The sequence below is a fragment of the Polaribacter filamentus genome (assembly GCF_002943715.1).
GTDB lineage: Bacteria > Bacteroidota > Bacteroidia > Flavobacteriales > Flavobacteriaceae > Polaribacter > Polaribacter filamentus.
Window position 1 is genome coordinate 1,485,014 of sequence record NZ_MQUA01000013.1, and the last position, 11,509, is coordinate 1,496,522.

Sequence of the window (11,509 nt, forward strand, 5' to 3'; positions counted from 1 at the left end):
GGAATATTCTATCTGTGATTTATTTGCTAAATTAGGTGCTTAACCACGCAACTAACCATACACAAAACGTTAGGCAAAATATGAAAAAAAATATGAAAATTATTACAGTATTAGTTTTAACAACATTGTTATTTGGGTGTAATACTCAAGAGAAAAAGTTAGATGGATTCATAATCAAAGGAAATGTTAAAAACTTAAACAATAGTAAACTTTTAGTATTGAAATTTGTGAATGGTGGAATTGAAGGAGACTCTATCTCTGTTGTTAATAATAAATTTGAGTACTCTGGAAAAGTAAAAGAGCCATATTTTATCCAACTCTTAATAAAAGATGGAAAATCTACTAAAGGCAAACTCACTGAATTTATGATTGAAAACTCTGAAATACATATAGAAGGAAATTCTATTGAATATGATAGTATTAAAGTTTCAGGTTCACAGTCAGATAAAATACTGAAAGAATATCTTGAAAAAGATGAAGTTCTAAACTCAAAATGGGATTTATTAAAAGAGGAATATGATAAATATCTAGAATCTAACGATTCAATAAATCGAAAGAAAACAGGAAAAAAATTGAATAAAATTTTACAAATCGAAAGAGTTGGCTTACTTAAAAAGTATGTCGCTAATAATTCTAACACAACTGTCGGAGCCTTATTGCCATCATTTTGCACTATTGAAAACACATTGACTGAAAAAGATTTTAAAGAGATTTATAACACTTTATCTCAGCAAATACAAAAGACAAATTATGGTCAAAGAATATTTGGGAAATTTAACGAAACAAATGAATAAATACTTTGCCTAACACCGTGTATGGTAAATTGCTATATTTAACATAAACTAAAACTTGTTGCTCTTTTGCAAACTTCTGAATTTCCGCTGGAAATTCCTCGTTCACAAAACCGCAACTTTCAATACACAACAACGTTGTGCCTCATGCAGAAAAATGACAATTCCTGAAATAGGTTGACAAAAAATTAAACACTTTTAGCAACTTATGACACTAACAAAAAAACACCCCTGTCCAAAAAAGAAGTATCAAAAAATTGGTTTTGATCTCAAACTTTCCATCATTGACCAAATTACAAACGGTCAGATTTCTGTAAATTATGCAGCTAAATTGCATGGAATTTCTCGATCATCTATTACCTATTGGATGAAAAAATTGCGTTCCTTTGAACAAAATTCTAAAACAATGAGTAAAAATCAAGAACTTAAAAAACTCAAAGAACGTGTCGAAGAACTCGAGTTCGTTAAAGACTTTCAACAAATGATAATCGCTGATTTTGAGAATAGTACAAATCTTGGATTCGCAAAAAAGTTATTGCCCGAAGCACTGTACAAAGAAGTGGAGAAAAAAATGAAAGACCTTTCAAAGAGAAATGGATCCACCAATGCTTCGGTATAAGCAGACAGGCTTATTACAAAAGAATCAAAAAACAAGAATTAGAACAAAAACAAGCACTTATTATCTTTGAGCTAATAAAGCCCATTAGGCTTTTACAGCCTCGTTATGGTTGTGCAAAAGTATATTTGGATATCAAGGGTGATTTAATCAAAAACGGCATTAAAATGGGGCGTGACAAGTTCTACGCCTTAATGAGAAACTATGGCTTATTGATTAAGAAAACTAAAAAATATCATATTACAACTGACTCTAATCATGGCTTTTACAAATCAGAAGATTTAACTGTAAACCTTGAAATTATAAACGCAGAACAAGTATTTGTAAGCGATATAACCTACATTAAATTAGCATCACAACATGCCTATTTAGCGCTGGTTACGGATGCCTATTCTAAAAAAGTAATGGGCTATAAAATAGATACAAATATGAAAGTAAAACTAGTAAAAGATGCTCTGGAAATGGCTGGCAATAATCGAATTTACAAACATCAAAACACAATTCATCACTCTGATAGAGGGATACAATATTGCTGTCCTGATTTTGCAGATTTTGCCAAAGCAAAAAACATGACTTTAAGTACAACTCAAAACTCAAGCCCATACGAAAATGCTGTAGCTGAAAGGATTAATGGAATTCTAAAACAAGAATTTGGATTAGGGAAAACGATTCCAAACTTTAAAACAGCTCAAAAAATGGTCAAACAGGCTATTGAAATTTATAACAACCATAGAAGACATTACTCAGTAGAGTTGAAAACACCCGAGTTTGCTCACAAAAACCAACAACACAAATACAAATCTTATAGAAAAATGAAAAAATCTATTTTAAATACGTAAGGAATGTTGGTAACTTTTTTAAAACCCGGAGGGAATTTTTTAAAAAAGTTATCAATGTTCCGATTACTAAACACTATTTTTGATCATAAAATTCATAACAAAAATTGACAACCTATTTCAGGAGAAGACAAAAAGGAAATCAATGAATAAGATTGAAGCGATTCAAAACATTAAAAGAGTTGGAAAATTTGTTGATTGTCAAGCTGCAGGTTCGCAATTCCAAGACAATACAATAATTTACGGACGAAACACCTTAGGCAAAAGCACTCTTACTGCTATTTTCAGGTCGATTCAAACAGGTGACAAAAAAATAATTGAAGGGAAAAAATCATTCGGAGTAACAGGAGACCCAGATATAAAAATCCGATTCACGGATGGCTCCAATAGAACAATTCTTGATTTTAATAGCAATCGATGGACGGAAGGAAATCCAAATATTCAAATTTTCGACACTCAATTTATTACTGAGAATGTTTTTCAGGGAGAAGAAATTACCTTCGACAACCAAAAGAGTTTAAATCAAATTATTATTGGCGAAAAAGGAATCGAATTAAACTCTGACATACAAGAGCTTCAAAAGGAGTTGAATGAATTAACCGAAAACAAACGGAAGCTTACTAATAACTTTAACAAGCTTTTGCCTAGTTCAGATTATGGAAATATCACAATTGAAAAATTTTGTGCCATACCTGAAACAGACAACCTTGATTACCAAATTAAAGCAAAAAAAGAAGAATTACAACGCCTTAAAAACAAGGAAGTAATTACCACAACTATTCGTAAACATTTGTCTTTTTTCAATTCCCTCACAGGCTTAGATATCAATAAGATATTAACTAGTAGAATAAATTTCAACCCTGAAGAAATTAACCACCATATTTCGACACATTGGAAAAACAAGGATGCGAGCAAAGATTTTTTAAGACAGGGACTTGACCTAACAAAAGAAGAAAAGGAGTCTTGTGTGTTTTGTGGTCAAAACCTAAATGCAAAAGAGTTGAGCTTATTAGAAACCTATGAGCAGTTCTTTAAAGGCGAATATCAATTCCTGCAAAGACAAGTCCAACAAACAAAAAGAAAATTGGATTCAGCTAATTTCGAAAACACTATAAATCTTTTGAAAGCTGACTTTGAAAAATATTCTCTTGAATCTAAATTAACCCAAGAGTTCTTTGAACAGATAATCTTAGCGTTTGATTCGTTGAAAAAGGACTTTGAAAGTAAATTTCGAGACTTGTATTTTACTCCTACAAATGACTATAGTATATTATTTGAACAGCCACTTAAAACCCTGATTGACGAAATTGAAAGAGTTCTTGAAAAATATTTTCCTACGGATGGTAAAACGATAAGTCAATCACAAATCATTTCAGAAATCAATGAATTAGAATTGCAAAAGCAGAGAATTAGCAAAGCTTTTAAAGACATATGCCAAGAGTTTGAACAAATAAATAGTTCATTTAACAACAAGAGAACTAAAAGGGAAAATAAAAGAAAGGAATTAGAAGATTACTCATTAGAAGTCTTTGGTTTACATAAAATATCAATCAATTACTATTTAAAACGAATGGGGCAAACTTTATGATTGACGACTTACAACCAATAAAGAAGCTCAAAGGTTCTGATGAAAGACTATTCACTATAAAGTTCTATGATAAGCACCTTGTAAGTCTTAATTCTGAAAATAACGACATTCCAAACTTCAAAAATTCATTAAGCGAAAGTGATAAGCGTGTTTTGGCATTTGCCTTTTTCCTTTCTCTTTTAAAGCACGATGAAAGATTAGATAAAAAGATTTTAGTGTTTGATGACCCCTTTTCTTCATTTGATGAAGAAAGGAAAAGGGATACTATTCAATTACTTGCTGATGTTAAATATGAAAATTTAGGGGTTGAAAAAAAGCCATTGCAGAAGATTATCCTAACACATGAAAAAACTTTCTATAGGGATGTTTATCTTAAGTCCTTTAGCGACTCTTCAACTCAAACTTTAAAAATCGACTTTGACAAAGTAATTGATGGTATTAATACAAGTAGAATAGACTATTGCAATATAGATGAAGAATTCCCAGATGATAAAATAATTGCCAAAATCAAACGAGTAAAGGAAATTCATGACAACCAATCCTATAATGAAAAGTACGATGGTGATTGTAGAGTAATTTTAGAAAACATTTTTAAACGGAAATATTATTTTCTGCTTGAAGACGATATTAAATCAAGAAAGAGTGTAAGAACATTTACGACTTCTTTAGAAGAGAAATATCCGACAGAAGATTATAACAAGCTATTACGATTATGTAATGACTTGAACATAGAACTACATGACAATGATTCAAATCCTTCAAATGGCGACCACGGTTCAATTTTGAGAGATTTTTTCGAATGTATTGAGATAATATAAAAAGCACGAAGGCACAACAATGTATATAAAAAATAGGCGAATTAGTAATGAATTCAATGCCTTTGGCTCGTATCAAAGTTTGTACTTAACCGAAAGTTTAGTTCTTCGTAATCGCCTACTTTTCATATACTAACCGTTGGGCAAAACTGCGGAAATTAGCAAAATTCAGAACATTTTTAAACAAATTAAAATTTAGAATTTCTGAATAATTTAGCAACTGAATTCTTTAATAAAAAACAAAAATTACGGAAAAATCTCACGCGAATGGAATTTTACAAGAATTGGAAAAATTTTAGTAATAAATAAAATTGAAATCACTCAAATTCTGAAAAACCAATATTGCGGAATTGAGCAAAAAAAGGAATTCTCACTCTTGCGGAATTCTTACTCAAACGCTGAATTTAAAAAGTTTGCGGAATTTTGTAAAACTTGAATAATGCAATTACAGAATTTTCTCTTTCTAAACGGAAAAAAATAAAATGGGAAATGAAAAAATGTAAAAATGGAAAAAAAATACAGCTGTGCCCAACACCGTGTATTAAATATTGCTATATTTGGCTAAACTAAAACTTGTTGCTTCTTTGCAAACTACTGAATTTCCTTTGGAAATTCCTCGTTCACAAAGCCGCAACATTCAATACACAACCACGTTGTGTGTAATTTAACGCAACCAAATCGAAATTTGAACATCTAGTAAAAAAATAGAATTATGAAAAATTTGAAAATAATCGCATTACTCTTTTTAGTCGGAATTTACTCTTCTTGTAATAATGACGACGATAATAGCCCTCTAACGTTAAGTGGAATCTATTCAGAAACTTCACCTGTAAGCGGACGATCTCAATTGAATTTTATAAACGGAAATACAGTAGTCAAATCGGAACCTAATAACTCAAACGAAGATGAATTTAATTATGAAATAATCGGAAACGTGATTAAATTAACACCGACTTGGTACAATACTACAACTCAAGAGTTTGAAATTGAAATTATGAATAACTCGAAATTTGAAATTGAAAACCTCTATCCAAGTGTTGGAGTAAATCCGACTACTTATATGACTTTTGAAAAATAAAAAACTACACACAACACCGTATATAATTTATTGCTTGCTTCTTGCCTACTTGCGAAAGTCCTCGCGGCCTTTCTTGGTCGGTAAATATTTACTAAATTAGTTGCTTAAAACACGCAACAAACCATATACAACAACGTTGTGCGTAAGCTGAAAAACTGTATCGTCCTAAAATAGGTTGACTAAAAATTAAACACTTTTAGTACACTATGGAAACACCAACAAATCAGGCCTGTCGAAAAGACAGCTATCAAAAAGTTACTTTCGAGTACAAACTTTTTGTCATTGACCAAATCAATAATGGTCAAATATCCGCTAACTTTGCTTCTAAGAAGTACAATATTTCACGAACAACAATACACTACTGGATGAAAAAATTAAGCAACTATTCCAATCAAAAAACCTTTATTTCAAAAGATGATGAGATTAAAAAACTCAAGGAAAGAATCGAGGATCTAGAAGGAATCAAAGAATTTCAACAAGAATTAATTGTTGAATTTGAGAAAGTTACGGGGGAGGAACTCTCAAAAAAGTACTTGCCCGAGGGATTGGCAAACGAAATTCAAAGAAAGAAGAAAAAGCTTTCAAAATAAAATGGATTTACGAATCGCTCGGGATTACAAAACAAGCCTATTATCAAGGTGTTGAAAGGGAAAAAGTAAAAGAATTGGCAAGAGAAAAAGTGCTGAATTTAGTGCTTGAATACCGAAAAACACTACCCAAAACTGGAACAAGAAAGCTGTACGAATATTTAGAACCAAAACTAATGGAAATCAATATCAAAATGGGGCGAGATGCCATAAACGATTTACTACGCTTAAGAGGAATGCTGATTAAAAAAACCAAGCGTTATTTTATTACAACAGACTCCAAACACTTCTTTTATAAATCGCCTAATTTATTGACTGACTTGAAAATAACTCATAGCGAACAAGTCTTTGTAAGCGATATTACTTACATTAAAACCGATTCGGGTCACGCCTATTTAGCCCTTGTAACCGATGCGTATTCTCGTAAAATTATGGGCTGGAACTTGCAAGACAATATGAAAGTTTCGATGGTAAAAGAAGCATTAAGTATGGCTCATAAAAACTGCATTTTTAATCACAAAAACATCATTCATCATTCCGACAGAGGAATCCAATATTGCTGTCCAGATTACTCACAATATGCACAAAATAAAGGATTTATATTAAGCACAACCCAACAGTATGACCCTTATGAAAACGCAATTGCAGAACGAATAAATGGTATTTTGAAGTACGAATTTGCATTAAAAAACACTATTAAATCTGTAGAAATCGCTCAAAAAATGGTGAAAGAAGCTGTAGCACTTTACAACAACCAAAGAATGCATTGGAGTTTAGATTTAAAAAAACCACAAGAAGTTCATTTACAATACAATCAACATGAAAACAAAAATTATAAACGAGTTAAAGTTACTACTTTAGCGCCGTAGGAATGTTGATAAGTTTTTAAAACCCGAAGGGAAATTTTTAAAAAACTTATCAATGTTCCGGCAATAAAGTATAAATTTGAAAAGCAATTATTAACCTTAAAAAAGGTCAACGTATAATAGGATAAGACAAACAGAACGTAAAATACTGAAATTAATGAGCCAAACTAAAATATTTACAACTCGAAAACTGGAAAAAGTTACGAAAGAATTTATATGTGAAAATGACAAAATTGAAAACGAATATTTAGGCGATTGGACTTCTACTCTATTTTATGTAAGTCATAAAAAATGTTGGTTGTTAATTAACAAACTGACCAAATATCTTCTGATTTTACCAAATGTAAAAAAAACTGATTTGAAAAATTTATCTTCTATTTTCAAAGAAACTTTTTATGCGCAATTAATCTACGACGGAATTATAATTGAATATGAATTGGTTGAAAAAATAATAGGAGAAACTAAATTGTATGAAACAAATAATGACCGAAGTACGAATGGTTCTCTAAATAATTGTCTGTTATTTCTTGAAGATTGGAAATATGAATTTGGTGATTATGATAATATGAATTTTAGAGATTTAAATGGTAGACTAAATAGCTCACCGAATAAAATGCTAAAATGGAAATATCCGAAAGAGAAAATGGACGAAACAATAAAAGCCTACGCACAACACCGTATATAATTTATTGCTGGCTTCTCGTCTACTTACGAAAGTCCTCGCGGACTTTCTTGGTCAGTAATTATTTACTAAATTAGTTGCTTGAAACACGCAACAAACCATATACAACAACGTTGCCATTAATTTACGAAATGAAAAAAATCATTCTATTAATTTTTATATTTAGTTTTAATATAAATTCTCAAATTAAAGGAGAATATTCAAGCGGAAATGGGGACGATTATACAATTATTATTTTCCAAAAAGATTTTACTTTTCAGTATTTATCAGGAGGTTGTGTAAGTGAATCATATGGAAAAGGTTATTATGAAATAAAAGACAAAATACTTTACTTAAAGTTTAAAAACCAAAGTGCTGAATTTAATTCTAAATACTATTCAAGTTCGCATAAAATCATTAAGACTACACCTAATAAAAAAGATAATATAACTTTAAATGTAAAAGTATTAGATGAATACAAAAATCCTTTTCCGCATTCATATTTAAAACATATAACTGAAAATTTAGGTGTTTCAGACTCAAATGGACAAATTAAATCAATTAATGGAAATACTGAAATTAAAATTCCTTTTTCCGAATCTAATTATTTTATTCAGCTTTCATCAATGGGTACTGAAAATTACCCTTTTAGCATTATTCCGAATAAAAATTATGAAATTGAAGTAACATTAAAAGCACATTCTGACAGAAAAGAAATTATACAAGGTATTACTCTTAAATATGAAATAATAAAAATGAAAAAGAAAATAATGGAATTAAAATTAGGAGAATCATCATACATTTATAAAAAAACTAATGGCAACACCGTACAAAATTAATTGCTTGCTTATTGCTTACTTACGAAAATCCTCACGGATTTTCTTAGTCAGTAATTATTTATTAACTTTATTGCTTAACCTACGCAACTAAATCTTGTACAACAACGTTGGCATTCATTAAAAATTGAAAACATATGAAAATATTTAAAATAATTTTAATAAGTTTAATTTTCATCTCATGTTCAGAGTCAGATGATAATAGTGATTTTTATACTTATCGTTTTTTTAAGAATAAAAATTTAAATATCGTATCAAATGATAATACTTATATAAAATACGGAGAAATTAAAGAAGGAAATAACTTGGTTTTTGAATATCAGTTCTCAACTCAAGGAGACGTTGATGTTATAGATGATGAATATTCTGAATTTATACGTTTTGAAATTAATAACAGTATTAATAAATTCAATTTTGTGAATGAAGAATTAACTACTAATTCAAAAATTGTTTTATCGAAATCGTGTGAATGCTTTTTTGAATATGACCCAGATAAAGATATTTTACCTACAGGAAATATAAGTGGAGAAAAAATATCTGAAACGGAATGGAATATTTCTATTGATGTTACTTTTTATGGAAGTGAGAATAGAAACATAACAAATAAATTTAAACTGAAAGAATAACGAAATGCCAACACCTTGTATAAAAAATTGCTGCATTTAGCTTTATTATAGTTTGTTGCTTTTTTGCAAACTTCTGAATTTCCGCTGGAAATTCCTCGTTCACAAAACCGCAACTTTCCATACAAAACAACGTTAGGCATAATTAAATGAGCAACAAAACTAAAATTGGGAATTTATTAAAGAAATACTCTGACAATACATCATTACGTGCTGGAGTAAATGCTATACCATATGTTGGCGGAACGTTAGACATCCTTTTAACTTCGGGTATTCAAAAAAAATCTCATGAAAGGTTTTTGTTTTTCTCAATGAGTTGGAAGAACAAATAAAAAGCATTGAGGAGAATAAATTGGACTACAAGTATCTGGAATCAGAAGAGTTTTATGACCTTTTTCTTCAATCATCAAATTTGGCAGTTAGGACACGTTTAAAAGAAAAGATAAAAGTTTACGCAGGAATTTTGACATCCTCATTAATTTCAGATTTTAAACACAATTTGAATGCGGAAGATGTACTAAATATAATTGAAGGATTGACTGAAAATGATATAAAGTTAATTAAACTAATATCAGAATATTTAGAATTAGAAGATGCTGATACTATAAATACAGATAAGGTATTCGGAGCAAGTTCTTTCTCTAAAATATCAGAAGATTATACAGACGAATTCATATTATTTGGATTGTTAAGATTATTGAAAAGCAGTCTAATAATTAAACATCATGTGAAATCTGCACCATTAGAAAGATTGAGTTTTGCAACGACACCAATGTTTGATATAGTAAAGGAATTTATAATAAAATAACTATGCCTAATCGAGTAGACGGCTGACTACCAAAAAGTAGCCAGTGCGCCTCTCACACCACCGTACGTACGGGTCTCGTATACGGCGGTTCACCAAATTGAAGTTTGCTTCTTATTTATGTAATCTACCATGGGTTTGTAACCTTTTCTTTTAAGTATAGAAAGGGTAATTGTAGTTTTAAGTATAGGGCTTTGGGCTACTGCCCAGCCTCCCATTCTTGTTCTACTCCAAGCATACGCTTGTCCGTTTTCTATTCCTAATCGAATTAGGCTTTTACGTTTTCTTTCTAGTTTTTTCCAATCATGCCAAATGCAATATCGTAACCTATTTCGCAACCATTCATCCAACTTTTTAAGTTTAGCATAAATGTTTGTTAATCGGTAATTATTCATCCAGCCCCTGCAAACTTGATTTAGTCGCTCGAGTCTTTCTAGTAAAGACATTGGTTTGGTTTTCTTGGTTAAACTTTTAAGATTGCGCTTAAACTTTTCCCAACTTTCCTGTTTTACAACTAGTTGATACTGCCCTTTTATGCCTTTCTTATAGATTGGCACAAAACCGTGTCCTAGCAATTTAAAATTTACAGGTCTGCGTATACCACTTTTAGCACCATTTATAGGGAGCTTTAATTTGTCTCTAAGAAACAAATACATGCTATTTCCTATTCGTTTTGCCTCGCTTTTGCTTTTAGCATACATACTAAAATCGTCTGCATAACGCACATATCGTACCCCTTGTTTTTGCATTTCTTTATCCAGAACGTCTAATATAATATTAGATAGTAATGGACTTATTGGACTGCCTTGTGGAATTCCTTTTCGGCGTTTATAAAGTTTTCCATTTATTGAAATGGGAACTCTAAGCCATTTTCGGATTAAACGCAAGGTGGTTCGGCATTGTACTTTGTTGTAAATAAGTTGCAGTAGGATGCAATGGTCTACTTCATCGAAGAATCCTTTTAAGTCAATATCTACAATATCCTGATAGCCATCATTGATGTATCGCTGGGCTTGTAGTACTGCCTTTTGGATGTTCTTCTGTGGGCGAAATCCGTAACTAAAGGTTTCAAATTCGTATTCGAACTTAGTCATTAATTGTTGGTTTACCCCCTGTTGTAACCATCTGTCTACTACCGTTGGTATTCCTAAAAGTCGGGTTTTACCATTTCCTTTAGGGATCGTTACTCCTAAAATTGCTTGTGGTACATAGCTATTATTACAAATGGATAGCAGTAGTTCTGACCTATTTTCCCTAATGTATTCAGGGAGTTTTTGATGCGACATACTGTCTATTCCGCTTGCTCCTTTATTGCGCATAACTTGACGTGCTGCTTTATAAAGATTCGTAGCTTCTAATACTTGGGCAATCATAGTTTTAAATAATTTGTTTACTCCTGTTGAGCTA

Annotated in this window: 14 protein-coding genes; 13 read left to right on the plus strand and 1 reads right to left on the minus strand. The window is 30.9% G+C overall.

The features are described from left to right. Positions 1 to 92 precede the first annotated feature (92 nt). The 13 genes from BST83_RS09015 (at position 93) to BST83_RS09075 (ending at position 10,105) form a co-directional block, all read left to right on the plus strand. Positions 93 to 794 (plus strand): DUF4369 domain-containing protein, encoded by a 702-nt coding sequence (locus BST83_RS09015; RefSeq protein ID WP_170062765.1) that lies wholly within the window; start codon positions 93 to 95, stop codon positions 792 to 794. 205 nt (positions 795 to 999) lie between these two features. Then, positions 1,000 to 1,410, plus strand: coding sequence for a helix-turn-helix domain-containing protein (locus BST83_RS09020; protein ID WP_104809035.1), 411 nt, complete (start codon positions 1,000 to 1,002; stop codon positions 1,408 to 1,410). After that, positions 1,407 to 2,246 carry an IS3 family transposase gene (locus BST83_RS09025; RefSeq protein ID WP_240614811.1) on the plus strand — a complete coding sequence of 280 codons (840 nt, stop codon included), beginning with the start codon at positions 1,407 to 1,409 and terminating at the stop codon, positions 2,244 to 2,246. Before BST83_RS09020 ends, BST83_RS09025 begins: the two co-directional genes overlap by 4 nt. 142 nt (positions 2,247 to 2,388) lie before the next feature. Next, entirely contained in the window at positions 2,389 to 3,831 is a 1,443-nt protein-coding gene (locus tag BST83_RS09030) for an AAA family ATPase (RefSeq protein ID WP_104809508.1), read from the plus strand. Then, the gene (locus BST83_RS09035; RefSeq protein ID WP_104809509.1) at positions 3,828 to 4,649 is read left to right on the plus strand and encodes an AAA family ATPase; all 822 of its coding nucleotides are present in this window, start codon (positions 3,828 to 3,830) and stop codon (positions 4,647 to 4,649) included. Before BST83_RS09030 ends, BST83_RS09035 begins: the two co-directional genes overlap by 4 nt. A 709-nt stretch (positions 4,650 to 5,358) precedes the next feature. Continuing rightward, on the plus strand, positions 5,359 to 5,724 hold the full coding sequence (locus BST83_RS09040) for a hypothetical protein (protein ID WP_104809510.1): 366 nt from the start codon (positions 5,359 to 5,361) through the stop codon (positions 5,722 to 5,724). 206 nt (positions 5,725 to 5,930) lie between these two features. Next, a complete protein-coding gene (locus BST83_RS09045) occupies positions 5,931 to 6,314 on the plus strand; it encodes a helix-turn-helix domain-containing protein (protein WP_104809046.1) in 384 nt (127 codons plus the stop codon). A 23-nt stretch (positions 6,315 to 6,337) separates the two neighbouring features. Further along, positions 6,338 to 7,180: an IS3 family transposase gene (locus BST83_RS09050; RefSeq protein ID WP_240614813.1), complete on the plus strand. Its 843-nt coding sequence runs from the start codon at positions 6,338 to 6,340 to the stop codon at positions 7,178 to 7,180. A gap of 154 nt (positions 7,181 to 7,334) precedes the next feature. Then, positions 7,335 to 7,862: a DUF6933 domain-containing protein gene (locus BST83_RS09055; protein WP_104809511.1), complete on the plus strand. Its 528-nt coding sequence runs from the start codon at positions 7,335 to 7,337 to the stop codon at positions 7,860 to 7,862. A 128-nt stretch (positions 7,863 to 7,990) separates the two neighbouring features. Beyond that, positions 7,991 to 8,677, plus strand: coding sequence for a hypothetical protein (locus BST83_RS09060; RefSeq protein WP_146092140.1), 687 nt, complete (start codon positions 7,991 to 7,993; stop codon positions 8,675 to 8,677). Between the two features lie 134 nt (positions 8,678 to 8,811). Beyond that, complete coding sequence (locus BST83_RS09065; protein ID WP_104809513.1) at positions 8,812 to 9,300, plus strand: hypothetical protein; 489 nt, start codon at positions 8,812 to 8,814, stop codon at positions 9,298 to 9,300. Between the two features lie 146 nt (positions 9,301 to 9,446). After that, positions 9,447 to 9,629 carry a hypothetical protein gene (locus BST83_RS09070; protein WP_104809514.1) on the plus strand — a complete coding sequence of 61 codons (183 nt, stop codon included), beginning with the start codon at positions 9,447 to 9,449 and terminating at the stop codon, positions 9,627 to 9,629. Positions 9,630 to 9,649: 20 nt separating this feature from the next. Beyond that, positions 9,650 to 10,105, plus strand: a complete 456-nt coding sequence (locus BST83_RS09075) for a hypothetical protein (protein WP_205853569.1) — start codon at positions 9,650 to 9,652, stop codon at positions 10,103 to 10,105. Between the two features lie 89 nt (positions 10,106 to 10,194). On the opposite strand, the gene ltrA is transcribed toward BST83_RS09075, so the two are convergent. After that, positions 10,195 to 11,475: a group II intron reverse transcriptase/maturase gene (gene ltrA, locus BST83_RS09080; protein ID WP_104808356.1), complete on the minus strand. Its 1,281-nt coding sequence runs from the start codon at positions 11,473 to 11,475 to the stop codon at positions 10,195 to 10,197. Positions 11,476 to 11,509 lie beyond the last annotated feature (34 nt).

What these genes read in the sequence shown, in the direction of transcription:
- BST83_RS09020 (WP_104809035.1), top strand. Translation starts at nt 1,000, where the DNA reads ATGACACTAACAAAAAAACACCCCTGTCCAAAAAAGAAGTATCAAAAA.
- BST83_RS09045 (WP_104809046.1), top strand. Translation starts at nt 5,931, where the DNA reads ATGGAAACACCAACAAATCAGGCCTGTCGAAAAGACAGCTATCAAAAA.
- BST83_RS09015 (WP_170062765.1), top strand. Translation starts at nt 93, where the DNA reads ATGAAAATTATTACAGTATTAGTTTTAACAACATTGTTATTTGGGTGT.
- BST83_RS09060 (WP_146092140.1), top strand. Translation starts at nt 7,991, where the DNA reads ATGAAAAAAATCATTCTATTAATTTTTATATTTAGTTTTAATATAAAT.
- BST83_RS09065 (WP_104809513.1), top strand. Translation starts at nt 8,812, where the DNA reads ATGAAAATATTTAAAATAATTTTAATAAGTTTAATTTTCATCTCATGT.
- BST83_RS09035 (WP_104809509.1), top strand. Translation starts at nt 3,828, where the DNA reads ATGATTGACGACTTACAACCAATAAAGAAGCTCAAAGGTTCTGATGAA.
- ltrA (WP_104808356.1), bottom strand. Translation starts at nt 11,475, where the DNA reads ATGATTGCCCAAGTATTAGAAGCTACGAATCTTTATAAAGCAGCACGT.
- BST83_RS09040 (WP_104809510.1), top strand. Translation starts at nt 5,359, where the DNA reads ATGAAAAATTTGAAAATAATCGCATTACTCTTTTTAGTCGGAATTTAC.
- BST83_RS09030 (WP_104809508.1), top strand. Translation starts at nt 2,389, where the DNA reads ATGAATAAGATTGAAGCGATTCAAAACATTAAAAGAGTTGGAAAATTT.
- BST83_RS09070 (WP_104809514.1), top strand. Translation starts at nt 9,447, where the DNA reads ATGAGCAACAAAACTAAAATTGGGAATTTATTAAAGAAATACTCTGAC.
- BST83_RS09055 (WP_104809511.1), top strand. Translation starts at nt 7,335, where the DNA reads ATGAGCCAAACTAAAATATTTACAACTCGAAAACTGGAAAAAGTTACG.